This is a genomic window from Streptomyces sp. MUM 203J, from assembly GCF_022414595.1.
In the GTDB taxonomy this organism is placed as follows: Bacteria; Actinomycetota; Actinomycetes; order Streptomycetales; family Streptomycetaceae; genus Streptomyces.
The window spans coordinates 1-22424 of the sequence record NZ_JADWYO010000046.1; the positions used below are offsets into that span (position 1 = coordinate 1).

At 69.1% G+C, this 22424-nt stretch carries 18 protein-coding genes and 5 pseudogenes; 10 read left to right on the top strand and 13 right to left on the bottom strand.

Going from position 1 to position 22424, the window contains the following annotated elements; translation table 11 throughout:
* Positions 1–237: pseudogene (locus tag I3F58_RS29865) on the bottom strand (hypothetical protein); the annotation flags it as partial.
* 17 nt (positions 238–254) lie between these two features.
* Between I3F58_RS29865 and I3F58_RS21075 the strand changes: the two are divergent.
* Positions 255–1616: an FAD-dependent oxidoreductase gene (locus I3F58_RS21075; protein ID WP_240110224.1), complete on the top strand. Its 1362-nt coding sequence runs from the start codon at positions 255–257 to the stop codon at positions 1614–1616.
* Between the two features lie 30 nt (positions 1617–1646).
* Here I3F58_RS21075 and I3F58_RS21080 read toward each other — a convergent pair whose 3' ends face one another.
* Together I3F58_RS21080 and I3F58_RS29870 are read right to left on the bottom strand one after the other, a co-directional pair.
* Entirely contained in the window at positions 1647–1901 is a 255-nt protein-coding gene (locus I3F58_RS21080; protein ID WP_240110225.1) for a hypothetical protein, read from the bottom strand.
* A 67-nt stretch (positions 1902–1968) separates the two neighbouring features.
* Positions 1969–2268: a GNAT family N-acetyltransferase gene (locus tag I3F58_RS29870; protein ID WP_374208014.1), complete on the bottom strand. Its 300-nt coding sequence runs from the start codon at positions 2266–2268 to the stop codon at positions 1969–1971.
* Between the two features lie 232 nt (positions 2269–2500).
* On the opposite strand from I3F58_RS29870, the pseudogene I3F58_RS21090 reads away from it, so the two are divergent.
* Positions 2501–3009 (top strand): annotated as a pseudogene (locus I3F58_RS21090) (helix-turn-helix domain-containing protein); the annotation flags it as partial.
* 837 nt (positions 3010–3846) lie between these two features.
* Here the strand turns inward: I3F58_RS21090 and I3F58_RS21095 are convergent.
* The 5 genes and pseudogenes from I3F58_RS21095 to I3F58_RS21115 all read right to left on the bottom strand — a co-directional run bounded on the left by I3F58_RS21095 (position 3847) and on the right by I3F58_RS21115 (position 7461).
* Entirely contained in the window at positions 3847–4380 is a 534-nt protein-coding gene (locus I3F58_RS21095) for a hypothetical protein (protein WP_240110226.1), read from the bottom strand.
* Positions 4381–4495: 115 nt separating this feature from the next.
* The gene (locus I3F58_RS21100) at positions 4496–4966 is read right to left on the bottom strand and encodes a hypothetical protein (protein WP_240110227.1); all 471 of its coding nucleotides are present in this window, start codon (positions 4964–4966) and stop codon (positions 4496–4498) included.
* A gap of 166 nt (positions 4967–5132) precedes the next feature.
* A pseudogene (locus I3F58_RS21105) lies at positions 5133–5840 on the bottom strand (2-phosphosulfolactate phosphatase).
* 207 nt (positions 5841–6047) lie between these two features.
* A complete protein-coding gene (locus tag I3F58_RS21110; RefSeq protein ID WP_240110228.1) occupies positions 6048–6428 on the bottom strand; it encodes a hypothetical protein in 381 nt (126 codons plus the stop codon).
* 13 nt (positions 6429–6441) lie between these two features.
* Positions 6442–7461, bottom strand: a complete 1020-nt coding sequence (locus I3F58_RS21115; protein WP_240110229.1) for a hypothetical protein — start codon at positions 7459–7461, stop codon at positions 6442–6444.
* 277 nt (positions 7462–7738) lie between these two features.
* Between I3F58_RS21115 and I3F58_RS21120 the strand changes: the two genes are divergently transcribed.
* The 5 genes and pseudogenes from I3F58_RS21120 to I3F58_RS29675 all read left to right on the top strand — a co-directional run.
* Positions 7739–9043, top strand: coding sequence for a DUF4241 domain-containing protein (locus tag I3F58_RS21120; RefSeq protein WP_240110230.1), 1305 nt, complete (start codon positions 7739–7741; stop codon positions 9041–9043).
* A gap of 668 nt (positions 9044–9711) precedes the next feature.
* Positions 9712–10275, top strand: a complete 564-nt coding sequence (locus I3F58_RS21125) for an AAA family ATPase (RefSeq protein ID WP_240110232.1) — start codon at positions 9712–9714, stop codon at positions 10273–10275.
* Positions 10276–10284: 9 nt separating this feature from the next.
* On the top strand, positions 10285–11865 hold the full coding sequence (locus tag I3F58_RS21130) for an ATP-dependent endonuclease (protein ID WP_240110233.1): 1581 nt from the start codon (positions 10285–10287) through the stop codon (positions 11863–11865).
* Positions 11862–13676, top strand: a complete 1815-nt coding sequence (locus tag I3F58_RS21135; RefSeq protein WP_240110235.1) for a UvrD-helicase domain-containing protein — start codon at positions 11862–11864, stop codon at positions 13674–13676. Before I3F58_RS21130 ends, I3F58_RS21135 begins: the two co-directional genes overlap by 4 nt.
* 110 nt (positions 13677–13786) lie before the next feature.
* A pseudogene (locus I3F58_RS29675) lies at positions 13787–14054 on the top strand (transposase); the annotation flags it as partial.
* 81 nt (positions 14055–14135) lie between these two features.
* Here the strand turns inward: I3F58_RS29675 and I3F58_RS21145 are convergent.
* Both I3F58_RS21145 and I3F58_RS21150 read right to left on the bottom strand, forming a co-directional pair.
* A complete protein-coding gene (locus tag I3F58_RS21145; protein ID WP_240110265.1) occupies positions 14136–14537 on the bottom strand; it encodes a hypothetical protein in 402 nt (133 codons plus the stop codon).
* 436 nt (positions 14538–14973) lie between these two features.
* Positions 14974–15480 (bottom strand): hypothetical protein, encoded by a 507-nt coding sequence (locus I3F58_RS21150; RefSeq protein WP_240110236.1) that lies wholly within the window; start codon positions 15478–15480, stop codon positions 14974–14976.
* An 861-nt stretch (positions 15481–16341) separates the two neighbouring features.
* Between I3F58_RS21150 and I3F58_RS21155 the strand changes: the two are divergent.
* The 3 genes and pseudogenes from I3F58_RS21155 to I3F58_RS29875 form a co-directional block, all read left to right on the top strand.
* Positions 16342–16636, top strand: a pseudogene (locus tag I3F58_RS21155) (transposase family protein); the annotation flags it as partial.
* Positions 16637–17313: 677 nt separating this feature from the next.
* Entirely contained in the window at positions 17314–17817 is a 504-nt protein-coding gene (locus I3F58_RS21160) for an N-acetyltransferase (RefSeq protein WP_240110237.1), read from the top strand.
* Positions 17818–18236: 419 nt separating this feature from the next.
* Positions 18237–18650, top strand: coding sequence for a transposase (locus tag I3F58_RS29875; protein WP_374208015.1), 414 nt, complete (start codon positions 18237–18239; stop codon positions 18648–18650).
* On the opposite strand, the gene I3F58_RS21165 is transcribed toward I3F58_RS29875, so the two are convergent.
* From I3F58_RS21165 to I3F58_RS21175, 3 genes are all read right to left on the bottom strand, one after another.
* Positions 18575–19303: an LmeA family phospholipid-binding protein gene (locus I3F58_RS21165; RefSeq protein ID WP_240110238.1), complete on the bottom strand. Its 729-nt coding sequence runs from the start codon at positions 19301–19303 to the stop codon at positions 18575–18577. The genes I3F58_RS29875 and I3F58_RS21165 overlap by 76 nt on opposite strands.
* On the bottom strand, positions 19300–21546 hold the full coding sequence (locus tag I3F58_RS21170) for an MMPL family transporter (RefSeq protein ID WP_240110239.1): 2247 nt from the start codon (positions 21544–21546) through the stop codon (positions 19300–19302). The genes I3F58_RS21165 and I3F58_RS21170 overlap by 4 nt, the downstream gene beginning before the upstream one ends.
* A gap of 260 nt (positions 21547–21806) precedes the next feature.
* A complete protein-coding gene (locus I3F58_RS21175; protein ID WP_240110240.1) occupies positions 21807–22421 on the bottom strand; it encodes a hypothetical protein in 615 nt (204 codons plus the stop codon).
* Positions 22422–22424: the final 3 nt, after the last annotated feature.

Genomic DNA, 22424 nt, shown 5'->3' on the forward strand with positions numbered 1-22424 from the left:
TAGATCTTGGACGTCGCGAAGATCTGCTGGAAGTCCTCGGACGACAGCGACCCGGTCGTGAACGCGCACCGCGTCCGCGAGCGACGGCGGCGACGGCTCCGGGTACAGCGGGGGCTGCTGCCCGTAGCCGTACATGTACGCAAGCGCACTGAGTGCGGCGGGGTCGCCGTGACCCGCACCGGTGTCCGCGCCCGGCCGGCTCGGACCGGGACGTCGAGTGGTGGCCGCACCGGACACGGCTCATCCTGGAAGGTATGTCACGCGAGGAACGCTCCTGTGACGTGGCGGTGGTGGGCGCCGGCCTCTCCGGGCTCCGGACCGCCCGCGCGCTGTCGGCGGCCGGGGTCTCGGTCCTGGCGGTCGAGGCGCAGCGGCGCGTCGGCGGCCGCACCTACACCGTCAACCTGGGGGACGGCCTCTTCGTCGACCACGGCGGCCAGTGGGTGAGCCCCGGTCAGGACCGCATCCAGGGACTGGCCCGCGAGCTGGGCATCGGCCTCTTCCCCAGCTGGGACGACGGCCTCACCGTGCACTGGCACCACGGCGAACGCTCCGTCGCCACGGGGCTCTTCAGGGAGCACGCGGAGAAGTCCGCGGCGGCCCTGCGCGAGGGAGCGGCGGAACTGACCCGCCTGGCGGCCGAGCTTCCCGAGGGCCGCCCGTGGGACGCCCCACGCGCTGCCGACTGGGACGCGGTCACCTTCCACGAGTGGCTCGACGGCCAGGTCGGCGACCCCGCCGCCCGCGCGGGCCTGGCGCGCTCCCTGGAGGGCGTCTTCGGCGGCGGCCCGGGCCGGACCTCGCTGCTGGCCGCACTGGCCGTCGTCCGGTCCGGCGCACACGAGATCACCCGGCTCGTCGCGGACGGGGACCCGGGCCCGGAGCGCCGCTTCGTGGGCGGGGCGCAGCAGCTCAGCACCCGCATGGCGGCGGAGCTGCCTGAGCCGGTGGTGCTGGACGCGCCGGTGTCGGCCGTCGGCCAGGACGCCCGCGGGGTGGTGATCGACTCTCGTACGACGACGGTCAGGGCGGCCCGCGCGGTCCTGTCCCCCGCGCCCGCCCTGACGGCCCGGATCCGCTACGACCCGCCGTTGCCCGCCGCCCGCGACCACCTGACCCAACGGATGCCCATGGGCTGGGTGATCAAGGCGCACTGCGTCTACCCGGAGCGCTTCTGGGCGCGGGAGGGGCTGTCCGGCAAGGTGGTCAGCGACGAGGGCGCGGTCCGGGCCACCGCGGACAACTCGCCTCCGCACGGCGCCCCGGGTGTGCTGGTGGCGTTCATCGAGGGCGCCCAGGCCCGCCGCCTCGCCCCGGCCCCGTACGAGGAGCGCCGCGCCGCCGTTCTGGCGGACCTCGCCCGCTACTTCGGCCCGGCCGCCGCCGCGCCGGTCTCGTACCACGAGTGGTCCTGGGGCGACGATCCGTACACCAGAGGCGCGTACGGCGGCTACCTCACGCCTGGGGTCTGGACGGCCTACGGCCCCGCGCTGACGGCCCCCGTGGGCCGCCTGCACTGGACGGGCACGGAGACCGCCGCGACCTGGAACGGCAAACTGGAGGGCGCCGTGAGGGCGGGCGAACGGACGGCCGAGGAGGTCCTGGCCGCGCTGTAGGCGACGGCCCCGCAACCGGGTGCCCCGATGTCAGCCGGAGCGCGGTCCGGCGTGCCTCAGGTGGCTCGTCCCACAGGCCAGGCACACCCACCAGTCCACCCACCCCCCGGTGTCCTCCAGCCGCCGAGGGGCGCTCGCGACCGTCGACTCCTCCGCGCCGCAGAAGGGGCAGTCCCCCTCGTCCCCCTCCAGGCGGCGCATCGCCACCAGCCGCTCGCCCTCACCCCTCTGGCAGCCGACCCACCCGCACCCGGAGCACTCCCACCACAGCTCCGACCGGGGCACGGGCGGCCTCCCGCCCCACCCGTTCCGTGCGCACACGACCCGCCGCCGGGCCAACTCCCCCATGCATTCAACGCATTGAGGCACCCTCACCGCCCCCTGAAGTCTTCCCCGGCCCCTCAGGCCGCCCCCGGTGCCGGAACCACTCCGGAGCCAGGACCGACATCAGCACGGCGTCCACCCGCTCGCCCTCCCACAACAGCGCATCGCGCATCACTCCCTCGGCCACGAAGCCCGCCTTCTCGTAGACGCGCCGGGCCCGTGCGTTGAACACGCACACCTCCAGCGAGATCCGGCGCAGCCTCAGCGTCTCGAAGCCGTGGCCGACGATGAGCCGCGTCGCCTCGGTCCCCAGACCGCGCCCGTACACGCCCGGCACGAGGCTATGCGGAAACTGCAGCTCCCGTTGTCCTGATCCCACCCGTTGAGCACCGCCCCGCCGACGACGTGCCCCCTCGCCCGCTCGACGACCGCGAGATCCAGCCGGTCGTCCTGGTCCCCACGGGTGCCGTACCAGCCGCGAAGCCACGCCCCGTCGACGTCGGCGCCGAGGTGGCTGCCCGTCAGCCGCGACGGCTCCGCGTCCCGCAACATCGGCAGCAGCGTTCACGCGCCCCGTCTCCAAGTCCGCCGACGCGCAGATGCGCTACCTCGTCAGGAAGCACGGCGGCCGCACGAAGCCGGTGGCCGAACTGCTCGGCATCAGCCAGCGCACGGTCGAGCGGTATGTGAAGAACCAGATCAAAAAGCCCCGGCCGGAGCTCGCCGAGCGCCTCGAACGCGAAATGCGCACGCGTCGGCAGCCGCAGATCAGGGCCAGGGCCAAGAATGCGGCCACCACGAGCGGCATCATGATCGATGTCCGAGCCAGATTCGGCTACACCGCCGCCCCCGGCAGCACCGACCAGGCCCGCGTGCGCCACCTCACCCTCGCCTTGCCGCCCCACCACGCCGCCCGCCTCCTTGCAGCCCAGGAGGCCGACGGCACCGAGGACCAGCTCCGCCAGGTCGCGGCCGAGGCCTGGGCGAGATCTACTTCCGCAACAACGGACACCGCGCCCACGGCCTCGAAGTCCAACTCAACGACATCGTCGGCCTCCAGTTCGAACTGCAACCGGACAGGGCCGGGCCCGAACAGGAAGCAGGAAGCAGGAAGCAGGAAGTGAGCATGGCAGTTGTCACCGGGGCCACCGGACGGCGAGTGCTGAGCAGGGACCGCGATACGGTCTCCGCCGTCCACCGCGGCTTCCTGCCCAGCTGACGCTCGGCTTCCACCACCCCCACCGGCTGCCGGCCTCTGCCGCACAGGGGGTGCAGGCCTGGGAGGTGCACATCGGGAACACCGTGACCAAGGGCGGCCCCGCCGCCTCTGGGACCTCTTGGAGGACATCCTCGAGCGTCTCAACTGGACCGATACTCCCCCCGGTATACGGCGCCGACGTCGTCATCACCCCCGAGAGGAAGACCACCCTGGCCCGGCTGTGGCTGGGCGGCCACCCCGCAGCTCCAGCCTCCGCTTCCCTCTTCGCCCCCAGCTCCCGGCCGGGGGGGGCGCAGTCCTGAGCGGCACCGCGCATACGGCGAACGCCGCCGAGAGCCTCGGCCGGGGCGGATGTGTCCCGGCCTCTGCTCCGAAGGCCCGTCTCGGCCAGCACGGTGGCGGGTGCACGAAAGGCAGCCGCGCCGCGCCCGGTCCACATCCGTCGACGGCCCTGGCTGGTCCTCGCCACCCGGCTGCCCGCCGACGGGCTCTGCCCAGACGCCGGACCGCGGCCCGCTGACCGCGGTCCCGGTCCGGGTGCAGCGCGGGACGGTCGGCAGGGCATGGGGCTGCGGGCTCGACCGATGTGCCCCGGCCCGGAATCATCCCGTACCGGTCTCGGCTCCAGTGGCGCGTGGGGGGTCGGCTGGTCGCGTTGCTGGTGCGTTCGGGGTGCGCTGTGGACGTTCACGGCGCGCTGCCGACGAGGCCGGCCAGCGCGTGGGCGGACTCGGCGGTGAGCCGGTAGAAGCCCTGTAGGCTGACCGAGCGCTCCAGGCGGCCGTCCACCACATACTTGAGGGTGCGGGTCTTGCCCCGGGCGTTGCGCCAGGTGAGCGTCGGCAGCAGGTCACCGGGGACCTGCATGTCGAAGCGTACGGGTGTCGCATCCACGTGGACCGCGGTGGCACCGCAGCCGCCGGCGCCGAGCATCGACCAGTCGCCATGCCCAGGGAACGACGGGTCCTGCCACGTTTTCGGGGCCGTGCCGCAGCAGTCGCCGCGTTCCATGTCGACAATCCGCATGTGGGACACCACGAACACCTCGCACCGGTTGACGTGCAGCGCGTACACGTCGTCGCCGGTGCGGGCTCCCGTCCAGGCGGGCAGGGACTGGTGAACGCCGGAGTAGGCGACCGGTGGGCTCTCCCCCACGCGGCCGGCCTTACGCAGGGCACGGCACGTGTCATGGGTCCACAGGACGGTGAAAGCATCAGACATGCGGTGATCGTATGGACGAGGACTGACAGCCCCTGTGTGTCCGGCTGCGGGCCGGCGAGCACAGGGATCCGAAGTCCTGGCCGGTCACCGGGGTTCTGCGGCAACGACGTCGCCCTCAAAGCCACATGACCTCGCCATCTCGAACCACCAAGGGCTCGAACTGGTCCGACTCACAACCCCTGGTCCAGCCCAGGCGGACCGTGCCGAGGGCACGGTGCCGGTCATCCGCCTTCGTGGCCAGCCAGCTCAGCAGTTCACCAGTGCGGTCGAATTCGTCGGGATGGATCTCCTGCCGGACAGTCAGGGCCCATGTACCGCAACGGGCGCCTTCAGCTCGTAGCAACACCGCGACGAGCGCTCCGCCCACCTTCCATGCCTCGCCGTGCTGACTCAGCAGAGGCACGGGGTCGTCCACCATGACGGGGTCGCCGCGATCATCCTCCACGACTGTCGGGAACGCGGGCACGATGCGGAGACTCTCCGGCTTGGGACCCAGACCAAAATGCCACCGAAGCTCTGCAAGTTCCTCGTCAGACAGTTCCTCACGCAGATTCAGCGCGATCGAGAGTTCGTAGATGTCTGCCATAACGGCAAGCTATCGCCCCAGTACGACAATGCCACCGGCGATGTGACTCGGCATCCCGTCACAACTAGACAGCATCGAGTTACCGAGGAAACGAGGATCCACACCGGCACCCGAGCTCGAGCCGAGGAACCCGCCAAAGCGGGATGACCCCGACAGCGGCAGCAGGTCAGCGGGCCTCGGCTGGCTCGCCAGGCACCGCGGCAGGACGCAGCACGGTCAGAGCATCGTCCCGGCATGCGACCATCGCGAAGGAGAACCTGTCCACCTCCAGGCACAGGTCGACATCGTCGGGATGAACACCCCGATATCCACGTCGCACGCCGTCGGCAAGGTCAGCGGCTGCCCGAGAAGTCCTCGCACGGTCGAGATACGGGGCCACCTCGGCATCGCCTCCGGCGAGATGCTGACCGATGTATTCAGCGCAGGCCAGGTCCTCGGCGGCCCGGCCATCGTCGCCGGCGACCACCAACGTCACCGGCCCGGAACCATCAGTCTTCAGCAACCGCGCTGTCGCGCCGGCCACGACGAAACTCGCGCACAGGACCAGCGGCGCGCTCGCGACGGCCAGCGCGCCGACGGTTCCGGCCGTCGTCTTCTGCACCACCGTGCGACCGGCCAGATCAAGCGACCTGATCAAACCGGGTGAGTTCACCGTGTCGAAGCACGCCGCCGGGGCACAGTCCTTGAGAGCCGGTCAACCGGGACGGATCTCCTTCAGGGCCAGTGCCTCACCGTCGGACGAGGCCAGGACGATCTTCTCGGCACTACGCGAGAGCACCCAGGCAGCCACGGTGAAGGCCCGCATCACATCGACGACGACCGCAACGCGCGGCACATCAGCCAGCTCCGTAACCCCGACGAAGCGATGATCCATCTCATCATTCTCATCGAAACCGAATCGCTGACGATACCGTGCCATCCAGCGACCGTCACCGAGTCGTGGGACAGGGTGGTGCCGTCATCTGGCATCAGCATCCGCGTCTCTACTGATCACCAACTGCCGCCGGAACCAGTCGACAAACGCTGTTCCCATGAGGCGTCCCGGATTGGGGCTCGCGTACAGCAGGGCCCCGGGGTCGGCTCAGCTAAGCCCTTCGAAACGGAACCGGGTCGAGCGCGCGGTCTCGGGGCGGCCGCTCCAGCAGAGGTCGATGGGGGCTCCCGGTTCCAGACGTTCGGGGTTGAAGGCGAGAAAGCGGTAGTGGGTGGAGTCCACCTCGGCGACCTCGGTCACGAGTGTGGTGCCGACTTGCAGGGCCGGGCCGAGTGCGCGAGCCGGAATGGGAGCGCTGGTTTCCACCAGGAATTCCACCACGGCCCCGCCCTCGGGCAGTGCCGAGCGGAAGTTGCGGAACTGGGGCGGCTCGTAGCGGATCGACCGGGTGTCGATCGACAGCACGTCTGGGAGCTCGTGGCGTTCTCGCGGCGCTGGAGGTTCGAGTTCGCCAGGGTCGTTCGTCATTGATGATGCTCCTTCAGAGCGGCTGGACCAGCTGGAGGTCGTCGAAGGCCAGGGCGCGGCGTCCTTGGCGGTTGTACTCGATGAGGACTGCCTGGATACGGTGGAGGCGGATGTCCGGGTTCGCGGCCCGGAAGCACTCGGGGCGGAACCGCAGGGTCTTGAGCATGGTATTGATGATGTCGGGGCGGTCGAACGGGCGGGGCACGCCGCCCACGGAGTCGGAATCGACCCATGCCGTGAGGCCTTCGATGTCCTCGAGCCCCAGCCGGAAACCGGTGGCGTCCGGCGGCAGTTGCCCTTCGGCGACTTCAGCAGCGCGCAGCCAGAGCTCGGCGCCGCTGAAGTCCAAGGAGCGTACGGACGAGCGGAAGATCCCGCCGGTCTCCTTCGGTTCCATGACCATGCCGACACTGAGCCCGAAGAAGGACTGGTTGAAGGCAGCGGACACTTGGTCGAACGGATACTCGTCGGCAACCATGCCTCCGGACTGCGTGGTCGGCAGCCCGAGTGAGTTGGTGCCGATTCCGTTGCGGTCCTCGTGGTCGTCGATGGTGGGGGAACCTTCGTATGCGAAGGACTGCTGGACGAGGGAGGTGAGGACTCCGGTCGGCCGTTGCTGCCCGTCGAGGAAGACGTGCGTGCCGTGGCCGAGCAGCCGGGAGCGGAAGAAGGCCGTCCCGTAGACGTCGAGGACGCGTTCGTGCTCGCCCCGGGAGACCACGGCCGTCACCCCGTCGTCGAAGAGCCACTGACGGTTGAAGAAGTTGTGGTTGGTGCTGTGCACGTACTGCTGGGACTTGTACGGGCTCGGCTTGGCGCGGTCGTAGAACTGCGCCCCGTTGTTGTCGACTACATCGCCATCGGAGGCGGGAAGGATCGTCATGAAGGCGTAGCCGTCCCGCTCGATCGTGGGCATGCCGGCCCAGTAGCGGAAGTTGGTCGGCGCCAGCGCGAGCACAGCCTGGATGGTGACCCCGATCGCGGGGAGGACAGTCGGGAGGGTGACCACCGCATCCCCGCCGCGGGAGTCCACAGGAAGTGGACCAGAGCCGGAGAACGGGAGTCGTCTGTCGACGGCTTCGGGAGTCACTGAGTGCCTGCGTCTGAGCGGTCCTTGACAGAGTGGCGCCTGCGGCTGAACGGATCACGCTGGCAAGCTACTCGCTGAGCGGGCCATGGACCGGATCACCGGCACGACCGTTTGCGCGCCGGAGCTGGCCCCCGCCCGCCCCGTAAGGTCGTTGTCACAGGCAACGGCTACCTTGCAGCTCAGCGCAGAACCAAGGCAGGCTGCAGGGACGGGAGCGGTAATGGTCGTCGAGGTGGGGTACGCGCAGGCGTGGGACCTGGAGGCTTGTGTGCCCCGGCGGCCGATATCCGCCGAGGAGGCCCGGGAGCGGGATGCCGCCGGGCTTCCGTACGTGGTGGTGTACCGGGAGCCGGGCCGGGGGGCTCCGCTGGAAGTCCGGCTCGTCTCCTGGCGGGACCACTACGTCGGGCTATGGGTCTACGACGCCCAGGGGCGCCGCACCCACGAGCTGGACATGCGGCTGCTGGACGACCCGTCGCGGCTGCTGCGCCGTTACTCCGTCGGCTGGTACTACACAGGCCCGGAGACGGCGGAGTTCGACGAGACGTGCCCACGCATCACCGTGGACCTCTTCCCGGACGGGAGGGGCCGACGGACGGAGGAGCGGCAGGGGCAGGGCGGGGGCTCCTACGTCACCTCGCCCGGACTCCGGGATGACGAGCGCTGGACGGATCGCCCCGCCTTCGGGGAGTGGCCGCTGCTCTCGGCCCGGGTGCACGGGCTCGTCGAGCCGCCGGTCTTCGAGGCGGCTGAGGTGGTCGAGGCAGCCGAGCCAGGTGACGGAGACGCCCCCGCCACCTGCTGGCGTCCGCCGCGCCCCGCGCAGCCCGGGCCGATCAACGAGTTGTTCCGGCCCGGGGCGCGCGTGACCGACGGGTACCACCCCGAGATGACCGTCGTGGAGCCGCGCCGGGTCGGCGCCCTGCGCGTCCCCAGCGGGCTGCTGGCCGTCTCCGGCCCGGACATCGACCACGGCGACGGGCCGCGCATCACGGTCCCCGTCCCGCCCGGGCAGTACGTACTCGACGAGGCGCAGGTCCGCTTCAGCTATCACTGCGAGTGGCGGAACGCCGAGGTCACGACCACACAACCCACGGCCGTCCGCCTGCTCGTCAGCGAGACCCCCGCTGCGACCTGGGAGATGGCCCTCGGTCCGGACGACGATCCCCGGCTGTTCATCGAAAATCAGACAGCCGGCTTCGACACCGACGGCGCCACCGGCTGCTTCGCCGACGCCGACGCCTGGGAACCGCTCATCGCGCTCTTCGAGCGGGGGCTGATCCAGGGGGAGCCGGACCTGGACGGATACGAGGACATCGACGACGGTTCCATGTTCATGCAGCGCACCTGGGACGAGGCTTCCGGCGGCGAACTCATGGCCTTCGCGACGAGTGGGGACGGTACCCACCCGGTCTGGGTCGGCCGTTCCGAGGCCGGTGAGGTGATCGGCGTCGTGGTGCTGGTGGAGGGGACGCCCGAGCTGCTCCCGGAGGGGCACGGAACCCCCACCGATGCGGCAGTGTAGGCAGAGGGCCCTGACTGCGGGCGCAGTCGCCAGCCCTGTTGCAGCTGGTGACGATCCACGTCACGCTGCGGTTCCGGGACGGCGGCCCGGCCGGGGAAAACACCCGGCCGGACGGCAACGTCGCACTGGTGAAGTACCGGAGCTGGGTGGGCATCCACGGCAGCCGGGGCCGGTGGCCATCACGCTGGAGCTGCTGCGCACATGGACGCAGCAGCGCGGTGAGTAAGTTCACCGCGCTGGCTGAACACACGTCACCGCGCCTGTGTCCAGGCAGGGTTTCGTAGGCGTCGCCGCGCGGTGGCGCCTACGAAAATACTAACGGCACCCCTGGTTCCCCGAGCGCTTCGCAGACCCGGACAAGGCCGGAGCCAACCGGTCGTACGGCCGGGATGCCGGAGCCCTGCAGCAGGATCGACCCGTGACCGGCCAAGTTACGGGAGCCGTTGTGACGAGTACATATGAGCATGCCGAACGTTCCGATGTGAATTCAGATCGACAGGTGACCAAAATTGAACTAAATCCGATCATTGTGCATTTACAGACCAATGGTGACAAGATGCGGTCCCAGATCCTGAGAGGGTGACGGCATCTCATGGGGGTTGCGGCTCCCTTTGCTGTGCGTTCCCCCAAGCCGTCCAGGGTGTGTACGAGCGCAGCGAGGAGCCACGATGACCCAGACCAGTGCACCGCCTGTCATCCCGGGCCCGCGAGACGGCTCCACCGAACGGCGGCAGCCCGTGGCACTGGTGCCGCCCCGGCTCACCAAGGCGGTCATCCGCAACTTCCGGCTGCTTCGCAGGGCCGAGCTCTCCTTCACCGACAAGGTGACGCTGTGCGTCGGCCGTAACAACACGGGAAAGACCTCGCTGGCAAAACTGTTCGAGTTCTTCGTGGCGAGGAAGAAGACCTCGCTGCGCATCGAGGACTTCTCCGCCGACTGCTACGAGGAGTTCCTCGCCGCCCATCGCCTCTTCGCCTCGGGCGAGGCGGAGCAGGCGCGCAACACGGTTCCGGCAGTCACCCTCACCCTCCACATCTCCTACGACAAGGACTGCGGTCAGTACGGACCCCTGGCCCCCTTCGTGGTGGACCTCGACCCCGACTGCTCTGAAGTGGTGATCAGGTTCGCCTACACGTTGGGGGACGGCGCCCTGAAGGACTTCCTCGGGAACGTGCCCGTGGAGCCGGATGACACCGCCACGCTTGAACGGCTGGGCAGAGGCATCCCGTAGCACTTCGAGATGTCGGTGATGGCGGTCGACCCGACCGATGAAGCGAACGTCCGACCGGTCGACCTCGCCGACGTGCGCACTCTGGTAAGGGTGGACTTCGTCGAGGCGCAGCGAGGACTGGACGACGAAGGCGAGGGCCATACCGCGCCGATCGGAGCGGTCTTCGAGCAACTGCTGACGGCGGCGGAAAAGAGCCAGAACGCGACGTGGCTGGAGGAGCTCGCCGCGAGCATCGACACGACGCTCGTGGACACCTCCGGCAGTCTCGACAGCAGCCTCCAGGAGGTCCGCGAACGGGTGGCGCCGACGTTGAAGGCCTTCGGCTATCCGGGCCTGGGTAACCAGGAGTTCGTCACGGCCGCCCGGCTGGACTCCAAGAGGCTGCTCAGGAACTTCACGCGCATTCACTATCCGGGAGTGGCCGGCGTGCGGTTCCCGGAGTCTTACAACGGCCTCGGTACACGGAACCTGGTGATGATCCTGCTCAAGCTCTTCACCTGCTACCGCGACCACACGGCGACATCTCCGGGGACGGGAATCCATCTCGTCTTCCTGGAGGAACCGGAGGCCCATCTGCATCCGCAGATGCAGGAGGCGTTCATCCAGCGGCTCACGTACTCCGTCAGCCTGTTCCCCCGGATCGACGCGCAGATGAGGGCGAACATGCCCGGGCAGGCGGGAGCGGCCGAGGAGAGCGGTACCGCGGGCGGCGACGGCCCCCGGTGGAACGCCCAGTTTGTAGTGACCACACATTCGGCGCACGTGGCCAACCGGGGATGCTTCTCCGACATCCGGTACTTCCGGAAGGAGGAGGACGCCGTGGAGAGCGGAAGCGATCCGGGACCGGCCCGGACCGTCATCAAGGACCTGTCCCAGGTGACCGACGACGAGAGGTTCCTTCGCAGGTACCTGACTCTCACCAGGGCCGACCTCTACTTCGCGGACAAGGCCATCCTTGTCGAGGGCGCCAGCGAGCGTGTCTTCGTCCCGGCGGCGGAGGAGAAACTGGCGGCGAGGAGGCCCGGAGAGACAGCCCAGTACGTGACCCTGATGGAGGTCGGCGGGGCGCATGCCCACAAATTCTATCCGCTGCTGAAGCTCCTCGGGATCCCGGCCCTGATCATCACAGACCTCGACCCCGTCGACAAGAGCGGGCCTAAAATGCGCAAATGTCCGGTATCTGAGGCTGGACATCCTCACAACCCGTCCATCAAGGCGTGGTTCTCGGAGACACAGGACATCACGGTGGCCGAGCTGCTGCAGCGGGCCAAGACTGGCCCTCCGATCGCCGACAGCATGTGCCTTGCCTACCAGGTACCGGAGGAGCCCGGCGGTCCGTGCGGCCGTACCTTCGAAGACGCCTTCGCACTGGCCAACCGGGCCCTGTTCGGCATCTCCCCCCGTGATACTCCCGCCAAGGAACTGGAGGAAGAAGCCCGTAGCAGCGTGGAGCGCAAGCGCAGCAAGGTCGATTTCGCGCTCGACCACGTTCTTGGAGACCACGACTGGGAGGTCCCGAAGTACATCAAGCGCGGCCTGGAGTGGCTCATGGCACAGGACGGGACGGCGACGAAGGCGGACGACAAGTGACGACCGAGGCGGAAGACGTCACGCACACGATCCTGACGGCCCTCCGGGAAGGCCGTCACTTCAGGGTGGAGGCCGGCGCCGGAGCGGGCAAGACCAGCTCATTGATCGAGGCGCTCCGGAGCATCCTGGCTGACCGTGCCCGCTACCTCCCGCAGCCCCACCAGCGCATCGCCTGCGTCACCTACACCAATGTGGCCCGCGACGAGATCATCAGCCGTACCGACCGCAGCCCTTATGTCTTCGCCGAAACCATCCACGGCTTCCTGTGGCAGCTGCTCTCCCCTTTCCGTAAGCACCTGCTGCGCCACATCGTCGAGCTGGACCTCATGCCGTCGAAGATGGAGGGCCGCACCTCGCTGGACGGCTACACCATCGAGTACAGCACCGGCTTGCAGAAAGTGGACCACGACACCCGTCATGTCCGGCTGGGGCACAACGACCTGCCCGTCCTCGCGAGGGCGTTCTTCGGCCTTCCCAAGTTCCGGGCCCTGGCCGCCGACCGGTTCCCGATCGTCTTCGTGGACGAGTACCAGGACACCCCCGCCGGCCTGGCGGAAGCCATGCTGGGAGCTCCGGGCGATGAGGCCACCGCACGCGGCCCCCTCTGCGGCCTTTTCGGAGACCATTGGCAGCAGATCTACGACAACGCATGCGGGGCACTCGAGGACGCGCGCCCGACACCGGTCTTCAGACGGCGCAATCGGCGCTCGCAGCGCGCCGTCGTGAACCTCCTGAACACGATGCGTCCCGAACTGACACAGACCGCAGCGTCAGGAGCGGGCGACGGCACCGTCGTCGTCTATCACACCAACGCATGGGCCGGGACAAGGCTCACCCACCACCGCAAGGGCCAGCTTGGCTGGGACGCGGCCCATGCGGCCCGGAAGTGGGTACTGGACGACGTCCGGGAGCGGTTCTGGAGCACCGGGACATCCGGGCACGATGACCGGGCGCGGGCGGAGGAGCCCAGCACGAAGATCCTCATGCTCACGCACGAGACGATCGCCGGCGAGCTGGGCTATCAGAAGCTCCATGGGGCGTTTCGGCGCAACGATTCCTACGTGAAGAAGGAGGACCACGCCATGGCCTTCTTCATGGACACGCTGGAACCGGCCCTACTCCACCACCGGAACAAGCGCTACGGCGCGATGTTCGATGCGCTCGACCCGCGTGGACGCCCACCCATCAACTCGCCCGCCGACAAGCAGGAATGGGTGGTGTTCCTGGAGAAGCTGGGGAAAGCCCGTGAGACGGGCACGGTCGGCGACGTCCTCGATCTCTGTCTTGAGCAACGGCTCTTCGAGGGCCTGGAGAAGGTGCGCGAGCGTCATCGGAAGGCCGTGTCACCGTCCGGCGTCGGCCCGCAGGCCGTGAGTGGTGACAAGGACAAGGCCCGGGCGGCGGCGCAGGTGAAGGAGTACCAGCAACTGCGTGAGGTACCGTACGCGGAGTTGCTGGCGTTGAACGAGCACCTCGGTGGCGGCACGCCCTTTGCCACGCAGCACGGAGTTAAGGGCCTGGAATTCACCCGAGTCCTTGCCGTGGTCAGCAAGGGCCACTCCCGCTTTCAGATCCCCAGGATGCTGGCCAACTTCCCCCGACGCCATGAACTGGCGGGCACGGAACTGGAGGCGTTCGTCAGAGCGCGCAACCTGTTCTACGTCGCGTGCTCACGGGCCAGGGAGCACCTGGCCATCCTCTTCACCACGACACTTGAGCCCGCCGCACTGGACACCCTCCGGGAGTGGGTCGGCGAGTCACGGATCACGTCACTGCGGTTCGACGGGGACTCGGTGGTGGATGGCCAATAGCTGAGCATCTCGTCTCTGAAACCGCCGCTCCACGCCGGTTCTCCAGCGGGGTGACTGGCTCAGCTGCGGTGGCTTTGGAGGCCGTGGCGATCCCGCAGTATGCCGTCTCCATGACGGATCATCGACGGCATCCGAGCCACCCGCCCGACGCCCGCTGCGCCCTCGTGGAACCACCCCTGACAGCCTGGCGTAAGGCCCGGACCACACACGCACCCGCCTTCGGCCGGCCACCCGAGCACGACCTGCGAGATCTCCTCGACGCGATCCTCCACGCCGACCGCACGGGCATCCCCTGGCGCTACCTCCCGCACGACTACCCGCCCCCCCCAGACGGTCTACGCCTACTGCGCCCGATGGCAACGCGACGGCGTGCTCGACGACCAAGGCCCACCCACCCGGAGCACCCCCGGCGCGGGCCCGCGCAGTTCAAGCACGGCTGTGACCGCCCAGTCTGGCCGATTACCTCGAACAACACGGCCGCACCATCCGCCGACGTCTACGCCCGCTCGCCTCCTTCTGGCACGCCACCCACACCACCTCACCCACGGTGGCGACCTGGACAGCCTCGCCCGAGCGGCCGAGACCCGCCACCGCCTGCAATGGGCCCACCACCACCTCCACCGCGCCGCCGACCGCAGCAGCGACTACGCCCTGTATCGCCTGGCCAAGACGCGAAGGGAGCCCGGGGATCTGGGCAGCGCCGAAACTCTCTTCCGGCAGGCCGCCGACCGCGGCAACGCCCTCGCCCTGGCTGGCCAGGCCGAAAAGCGGGAGGAGGCCGGGGACCAGGACGGTGCCGAAGTACTCGCCCGGCTGGCCGCCGACTACGGCAGCACAGACGCCTTGGTCGTCCTGGCTCAAATGCGGGAGGAGGCTGGGAACCGGGACAGCGCCGATGCCCTCCTCCGGCGGGCCGCTGACCACGGCAGCGCACGCGCCCTGTACCGCAAGGCCCGGAAGCGGAGGGCGCTCAGGAGGCTATGGCCGTACGGTCTGGATCCGGACGGCACCGACGTCCCAGTGGCAGTGACCCACACACCACTGGCCAGGGCGCTGATCTGTTTGCGGATGCCAGCCGAGGGGCGTCACGTGTATGCCCGCTTCGAAGGCCGTGACCGCGAAAGCAGGTCGGCGTGCCGATGGCCACCGAGGATTGAACGGGCGGCCCCGTGAGCCTCAGGCGGCGGGGTGGCTGCAGGGCTTCGGTGCTGACGGTCGGCCGGGGCCATCGGCGGGCCGTCGCGGGACATGGGGCTGAGCCGGGCAGCGGGGTCCGGGACGGCCGTGGGCTGAAGCGCTAAACGGCGTCGGAGTCGCCGGGGGACTTCTCCGGGTAGTCCAGGAAGCGTTTGAACGTTTCTGTCCCGTTTCTCCCCTTGTCCCAGGTGATCGTGAGGGTATCGCCGCCGGTGAAGACGAGCGTGCCGTAGAGCTCTTTCTTGTCCTCGCAGAGCATGCCGATGCGGTAGCTGCGGCCGGCTTCCACCACGCTGCGCAGGCCGTTGCACCTCCCGCCGTCGAGCAGCGACACGGAGGTCTCCGTGGGCTTCTTGCTGTCCGGGCTCTCCCGCAGCCCGAGAATGCCTCCGCTCGGTTCTGACTCCGAGCGCCAGAACCCGACGATCGTGGTGCCGGTCGGCCCACTGCCGGGCTCCGTCTCTTCCGTCTCCTCAGGCTCTGGAGTGCCGTACGGGCCGTCCGGCTCTGTCGCACTCGGGCTCGTCGTCGGGTCCGTGTCCGGCCCGACGCTCGCGCTGTTCTTTGCAGCGGGCTTCTTCGAGTCGTCGCCGCCCGGGCCTCCCACCGCGAACCAGACACCGCCGCCGGCCAGGAGGACCGCCAGCGTGGCTGCACCAGCGATGAGGCCGGTCTTGCGCCCTCCCCTCCCGCCTCCGCTGCCCGTGCCGTTTCCGGGCGCAGGCGCAGGAGGGTACGGGCCGTAAGGCGATGGCTGCGGGTAAGGGCCGGTGGCCGGGGGCTGCGTGTACGGATTGCCGACCCCCGGCTGCGGCTGATATCCGTAACCGGGATGCTGGCCGACCGTGTCAGGCTGTGGGGGCTGTGGCGGCCCGTACACCCCCTGCGGTGCTCCGAACCCGCCCTGAGGCGGTTGTCCCGACTGATGGTCAGGCACATGTGCCATCCGTTGTTCCTCCCCGTTGTCCAGGATCCGCGCTCTGCCGGTCCCGAACACCCTTTCTATCACCGGCTCTCATCGCTGTGCTGCCGCTGCCTGGGCCGTTCGCCCGTGTTCCCTTGCCTGGAGTCCCGCGGGCATGGCCTGGGGCACCGTGTCGGTTTCGTGCCTCCGGTCGGGCTCTGCGCTGGTTGGTCCTCACGGCGCTGTGTGAGGGCAGGGCGAGTCTGACGTGTCGTGCGCTGAAAGGCAGTTGCTGTCGGCGCCCGTCCCGGGTGCCGGTTCCACAATCGGGTAGGGCGTCCCGGCCCTGGGGATCCATCGCTCAACCCGTATCGGTTGTACCTCGCGCCCCGCTCCTCAGTCAGCCAACCACAGCGGGGCGGCGGGAACATGCGGGAGCGCTTCGTGCGGGGGGGACGTGCCCTTGGGGCCGGCCCGGTGAGCAGTACGCGGGCGGTGTCGTACGGCGGCGGCGGAACTCCTTGCTCGTGACCTTCTTGTAGCCGCGCTTGGCCCTGCTCACCCCTCGCCCATCTGCGGATGGGACACACCTATGCCCGGCTCGCCGCCGGGTTCGGCATCGGCACCACGACGGCCTACCGCTATGTCACCGAAGCGGTCGAGTTCTTGGCCGCCCTCGCCCCCGGCCTGACCGACGCGGTGCGGGCCGCTCCGGTGAAGGCGTACCTGATCCTGGACGGCACGCTGCTGCCGATCGACCGCATCGCCGCGGACCGGCCGTTCCACTCGGGCAAGCACAAGAAGCACGGGATGAACGTGCAGGTCCTCGCCGACCCCTTCGGCCGACTGCGGCAGGCAACTGCGCAAGCAGCTCGGCACACATGGCTTCGTCGATGTCTGGGACAGCGTCCATCGAGAGTTCCGGAGGCAGTCAGTGATCAGCGAGCTCGGAGATGTCGAGGAGAGATGACGGCACTGCCGTGTCCGCGCGCGGATGTTCAAACTGGTGGACGCGGAGCGGTCCTGGTCCGAGCGCCTGGCCGTCCGCGCAAGCCTCACCGCCACCGACGCGCACGCCGGGGCGGAGGAGGCGGCTCGCCCCACGGCGGACGGGCCCACCCGGTCACTGACCGTAGTACTGGACGACTTCGAGGCCAATCCGACCCGTGACGCGGAGGGCCGGAGCCGTTTCACCCATCCTGCACTGGCGGACTTCGTCACCGCGTGGACCACTCTGCTGACGGGCGCGTCCCTGGTGAGCGTCTCACGTCATCCCCTCCCGACGGCGACCGGACGCGCCTCCCGGCGCCTTCCCCGACTTCAGCGTGGCGCGGCGGCTGGCCCGTTTCGGCCAGGGGAAGGATGAGGTGGCCCGACTCTCAGAAGCCGTTGCCGTACCGATCTTGGAGTCTGTCGATCGAACGGGAGTCTCGATCGGGTGATCGCGGGCCCTGCCCGGCATGAGAGCAGCGCCGGGCGGTATACGGGGATAATCCCAGGGGAGCGGACGGCCCCGCGCTGCTACGGTCGGGCGCCATGAGCTGGCTTCCCGATGATTTCGTCCACCCCGTCCTGGTACCGCTGCCGGGCGGTGGCCATCACCTGCGGCCGATCCGGGAGGCGGACACCCCGCTCGACTATCCGGCTGTGATGGGTTCGCGCGAGCGGCTGTGGACCATCTTCGGCCCGGCCTGGGGCTGGCCCGCGGCCGCCATGTCCTACGAGGCCGACCAGGCCGACCTGTTGCGGCATGAGAAGGAGATCGCCGCACACCAGTCCTTCAACTACGCGCTGTTCGACGCGGCGGAGACAGCTCTGCTCGGCTGTGTCTACATCGACCCACCGGAGAGGGCCGGCGCGGACGGCGAGGTCTCCTGGTGGGTGGTGGACGAGTTGGTGGGCAGCAAGGTCGAGCAGGCTCTCGACGCGCTGGTGCCGCAGTGGATCGCCGCCGACTGGCCATTCGAGAAGCCGCGCTTCCTCGGCCGCGAGATCTCCTGGTCGGACTGGCTCGCCCTGCCGGAGCATCCCGGCACGTGAGTGGTTGTTGCCCGTACCGATCTCGAAGACTGTCGATCGAACGGGAGTCTCGATCGGGTGACTGTGGCGGTTTCCGCGCGTGGAAGCAGGGCCTCCAGGTAGCTCGGGGTGCGATCCCGTTCCGAGTGGTTCCCGGAGGCCCTGTTGTCCTTTTTGCACGTTCCCGCGCATGTTGACTTCAACTCGCCTGCCGTGTCGTGCGGTTGCCTCGCGCACGTGTACGGCAACGCGGCCGGCCATCCGGACCGGGTGCGCCGGTATCCGTCGGACATGACGGACGCGGAGTGGGCGGCCGTCCGGCCGTTGCTGCCGACGCCGGCCTGGTTCCGGGAGCGGGGTGGACGGCCCGAGGGCTAATGCCACCGGCAACTGTTGGACCCGATCCGCTACCTGGTCGCGGCGAGATCTCCTGGCGGGCGATGCCCTCGGACTTCTCCGCATGGGCCCGGGTCTGCGCATTCTTCCGCCGCTGGCGCGAACACGGGCCGATCACCAAGTTCCACGACCGGCTGCGCGGCCGGGTGCGTGAACGCGAGGGCCGTGAGGCCGAGCTCAGAGCGGGGGTCATCGACGCGCAGTCGGTGCGGGCCGCCGCGACGGTGCCGGCCGCCTCACGCGGCTACGACGGCGGGAAGAAGGTGCCGGGCCGCAAGCGGCACATCGTGAAGTCCCTGTCGGCGGACACCTCAGTGACTATGGGTCTGTCTGACAACAGCGCACGGCGGGGGTCTGATCGGCCCCCGCCGTGCGCGTGGTGTCAGTCGCGTGGTGAGAGAGTGGCGCTTCCGCCGTCCAGGCCGACCTTGATGCCCGCGTCGACGACCTCGACGTAGGTGGCTTCCAGCTCCAGTGGGTAGTCGCCCGGGTCCGCGGAGTCCGTGAAGCCGTCCTCCATTTCCGCGACCATGTCGTCGGGGGCCGGCCTCCCGAGGAGGGTGGCGCTGACGACGCTCATGGCCAAGGTGCCGTCGAGCAGTTCGGGTGCTATGACCACTCGTCCCAGGCCGACCTGGCCGCCGAGGTTGAAGGTGAGCGTGTCCGACGCGGGGTCGGGGACGACCGAGTGGACGGGGATACCCCGGCCGTTCTGGACCAGTTGCTGCACCGAGGTCGCCGGCACCACCACGTTGGCGTGCGTGCGCTCCACGGTGCCGCCTCCGGCGCCGCCCTTCAGCCGCACGTCCTCCAGCTCGGCTTGGACTGATGCGCCCGTGATGCGGCCGACGGTGGCGTTGCCACTGTCGATTTCCAGGTGGGCGAGGTGCTTGTCGAACAGGTCCAGAACCGCGAACCCGCCCCCCGTTTCGATATGGAGGTCACCGTCCAGGGCCCGGCCGGCGGCCTCGGAGACCCGACTCTCGATCATGCTTCGCGCCACCAGCTCGGCGGTCACGGCCACCAGGACCACGGCGGTGACGGCGATCAGCGTCACCTTGGCGGAGCGACGCCGCAACACGCGGCGCGTCATCGTCAGGGAGGTGCTCACGGCCGGCCCTCGGGGTCGACGTGAGGCAGCAGCCGGTCCAGCCAGCGCGGCATCCACCAGTTCGCCCTGCCGAACAGATACATCGAGGCGGGCACGAGCAGCAGCCGCACCACCGTGGCGTCGATGATGACACTGACTCCGAGGCCCAGCGCCAGCATCTTGATCAGGACGTTGGTGGAGAGCAGAGAGGCCAGGAACACGCTGGTCATGATGATGGCCGCACAGGTGATCACCCGCGCCGTGGCGGCCAGCCCGGTGGCAACGCTGCGGTGGTTGTCGCCGGTCTCCAGCCAGGCCTCCCGGACGCGGGAGAGCAGGAACACCTCGTAGTCCATGGACAGGCCGAAGACGATGGCGAACATCATCATCGGCACATACGACTCCACGGGGACGCTCCCGGTGACGCCGAACCACGAACTGCCCCACTGCCACTGGAAGACGGCCACGACCACCCCGTACGCGGCGGCGATGGACAGCAGATTGAGCAGCGCGGCCTTCACCGCGATCAGCACGCTGCGGAAAACGGTCAGCAGGAGGAGAAAGGCCGCGCCCACGACAACGGCGATGATGAGCGGCAACCGGTCCACCATCACATCGCGGAAGGTCAGCTGGGCGGCCGTCTTGCCGGTGACGTAGCCCTCGGCGCCGCTGCCGTCCAGCGCCTCCGGCAGCACCTCGTCCTGCAGCTCGTGGAGCAGGGTGAAGGTCGACTCCTCCTCCGGGCCTTCCTCCGGAATGACGGTCGAGATCAGCAGGGCGTCGTCCACGGTGGGCGCCGGCGGGGTGGCCTCCGCGACGCCGTCAGTGCCGGCGAGCGTCTCGGTGAGGTCCGCCGAGACCGACGCGGGGTCGGCGTCGCCCAGGTTGACGACCACGGTGAACTGTCCGTTGGCACCCGGACCGAAGCCCTCGGCGATCAGGTCGTAGGCGCGCCGGTCGGTGTAGTCGGCGGGGTTCGCGCCGGCGTCGACATGACCCAGCCGTATCGAACCGAGCGGGATGCTCAGCACCCCGAGCAGCAACGCACCCGCGGTGAGGAACGTCCGAGGCCGGCGGCGTACCGTGCTCGCCCAGCGGTGCCAGACGTCATTGTCGCCGGTGGGTTCGGCGACCGGCGTGCGGACGGCCCAGCGGTCGACGCGTCGGCCGGCCAGGCCGAGCACCGCCGGGGTGAGGGTGAGCGAGGCCAGGGCTGCTACCACGACCGTGATACCCGCGGCGGCGCCCAGGGTGCCGATGAAGGTCACGCCTGAGGCGTACAGGCCGGCCAGGGCCATCGCCACGGTGGCCGCTGCCACCAGCACGGCCCGTCCGCTGGTGGCGACGGTGCGGCCGACGACTTCGGCCGGGTCGTCCTGATCGCTGCCCTTCTGCAGCAGGCCGCGGAAGCGGGTGGCGAGGAACAGGGCGTAGTCCAGGCCGACGCCCAGGCCCATCATGATGGCCAGCGATGGTGGCGCGGCCCCGAAAGTGAACATCGCGGCCAACAGACCCAGCAGAGAGATACCGGCGAGCAGGCTGACGACTGCGGTGAGTATCGGCACCAGTGCCGCCGCGACGCTGCCGAAGCCGATCAGCAGTACGATCACCGCCGTGGCGAGGCCGATGAACTCCGACAGATGCTCCGCCGCCTCCGGCCTGGCGAGCTGCCCCAGCGACCCGCCGTATTCGACGGTGACGTCGTCCGCCCGCAGGTCCGCGACGGCCGCGTCGACCTCGTCCACATAGGAGTGGTCGAAGGTGACCGGGTTCTCTTCGAACCAGATGGTGAAGTAGCCGATGGCGCCGTCCTTCGACAGCGCGCCCGGCGTCCGGAGCGGGTCGGCGACGGAGAGGACGTCCGGCAGATCGGCGAGGTTCGCCGCGGTCTTGTCGAGCGCGCCCCGGTGGTCGGCGAGCGCACCGGATTCGGCCTCCAGCACGATCTGCGAGCTGACGCCGCGCACCGCGTCGGAGCTGTGGGTGTCCATAAGATCCGCGCCGGTCTGCACGGAGCTGTCGGGCAGCGAGAAATCGTCCTCGTAAGTGCCGCCCCAGGCGTGGTTGGCGGCCACGGTGGCCACCATGACCAGCAGCCACGCGGCGATCACCCACCAGGGGCGCCGCGCGCACCAGCGGCCGGCCCGGTGCAGGAGCCCCGGTGGGGCTGCGGGCTCCGGGGCGGGAGCGTCGGTGTCCGTATCGGTATCGGGGTCCGGCTCCGTAGGGGAGGGTGCCGGGGAGGTGGAAGGGCTCACGGTCATGCGCTCAGCCTGCTCGGTCCGGGCGAGACGAAGGTTCGAGGAATGTTCGGGCAGTGTTAGGACGGTTCCACTGCATGGGCCGGGGTGGACGGTGTGGCTAGCATCGGAGGCGTTCTGAGGAGACACTGTGCATGTCCGACAGCAGGGGGCTCGTCCTGGTCATCGAGGACGAGCGGCACATCGCCGTGTCGACGTACTTCTGCAAGTGCTCCACCGAGTACGGAGATATCTGCACCAGTGAGAGGTCGGGGCAGTCGGAGTCAGCTCGTGGCCGTGACGGTAGTGGGGAGGTGAACTTCCAGCACGACTGCGGTGCCGGCCACGCTCCGGTCCTCGTGCATGCTGATCCGTTGGCCGGTTTCGACGTGCGTCCAATGGGAGGGGGTGAGGGGAACGAGACGGACAGTGGCCCGGCCGCCGGGCTCCAGAACGGGCATGTCCTCGACCCAGAGGCTGGCGATGCTCACCGAAGCACCCCCGGCGGGTGACAGGTTCCCGATGTCCCACATGGGCCGCAGAACTCCATGACCGGAGATTGGCGTCTTGCGTCGCGCTTCCTTGGCTGGACGGAGCGTCAGATCTGCCCGGATCATCCCATTTCGAATCTCGGAACACCGCCAGTGACACCAAGCCGTGCTCCGTTCAAGGCGGAGTTGCTCAGCCGCCTCGGCAAGCTGCTCCCAGAACGTCAACGGCAGCGGATGTCCGTCTCCGAGCTCCTCCAGCAGGCCCAGCGCGATCTCCCACTCGTCGTGGGCGAGGTAATCCCAGACGTCTCGCACCGTGATGTCGTTCTCGGTAGCGGTCTCTTCCGGGACCAGTAGGGAAGCCGATTCGAGCAGTTCGGTGACATCCATGTGGTAATTGTCGACCATATG

Excerpts from the sequence above, each read along its gene's own strand:
- I3F58_RS21075 (WP_240110224.1), top strand. The coding sequence starts at position 255 with ATGTCACGCGAGGAACGCTCCTGTGACGTGGCGGTGGTGGGCGCCGGC.
- I3F58_RS21095 (WP_240110226.1), bottom strand. The coding sequence starts at position 4,380 with ATGTCTGATGCTTTCACCGTCCTGTGGACCCATGACACGTGCCGTGCC.
- I3F58_RS21100 (WP_240110227.1), bottom strand. The coding sequence starts at position 4,966 with ATGGCAGACATCTACGAACTCTCGATCGCGCTGAATCTGCGTGAGGAA.
- I3F58_RS21110 (WP_240110228.1), bottom strand. The coding sequence starts at position 6,428 with ATGACGAACGACCCTGGCGAACTCGAACCTCCAGCGCCGCGAGAACGC.
- I3F58_RS21120 (WP_240110230.1), top strand. The coding sequence starts at position 7,739 with ATGGTCGTCGAGGTGGGGTACGCGCAGGCGTGGGACCTGGAGGCTTGT.
- I3F58_RS21125 (WP_240110232.1), top strand. The coding sequence starts at position 9,712 with ATGACCCAGACCAGTGCACCGCCTGTCATCCCGGGCCCGCGAGACGGC.
- I3F58_RS21130 (WP_240110233.1), top strand. The coding sequence starts at position 10,285 with ATGTCGGTGATGGCGGTCGACCCGACCGATGAAGCGAACGTCCGACCG.
- I3F58_RS21160 (WP_240110237.1), top strand. The coding sequence starts at position 17,314 with ATGAGCTGGCTTCCCGATGATTTCGTCCACCCCGTCCTGGTACCGCTG.
- I3F58_RS29875 (WP_374208015.1), top strand. The coding sequence starts at position 18,237 with ATGCCCTCGGACTTCTCCGCATGGGCCCGGGTCTGCGCATTCTTCCGC.
- I3F58_RS21170 (WP_240110239.1), bottom strand. The coding sequence starts at position 21,546 with ATGACCGTGAGCCCTTCCACCTCCCCGGCACCCTCCCCTACGGAGCCG.
- I3F58_RS21175 (WP_240110240.1), bottom strand. The coding sequence starts at position 22,421 with ATGGTCGACAATTACCACATGGATGTCACCGAACTGCTCGAATCGGCT.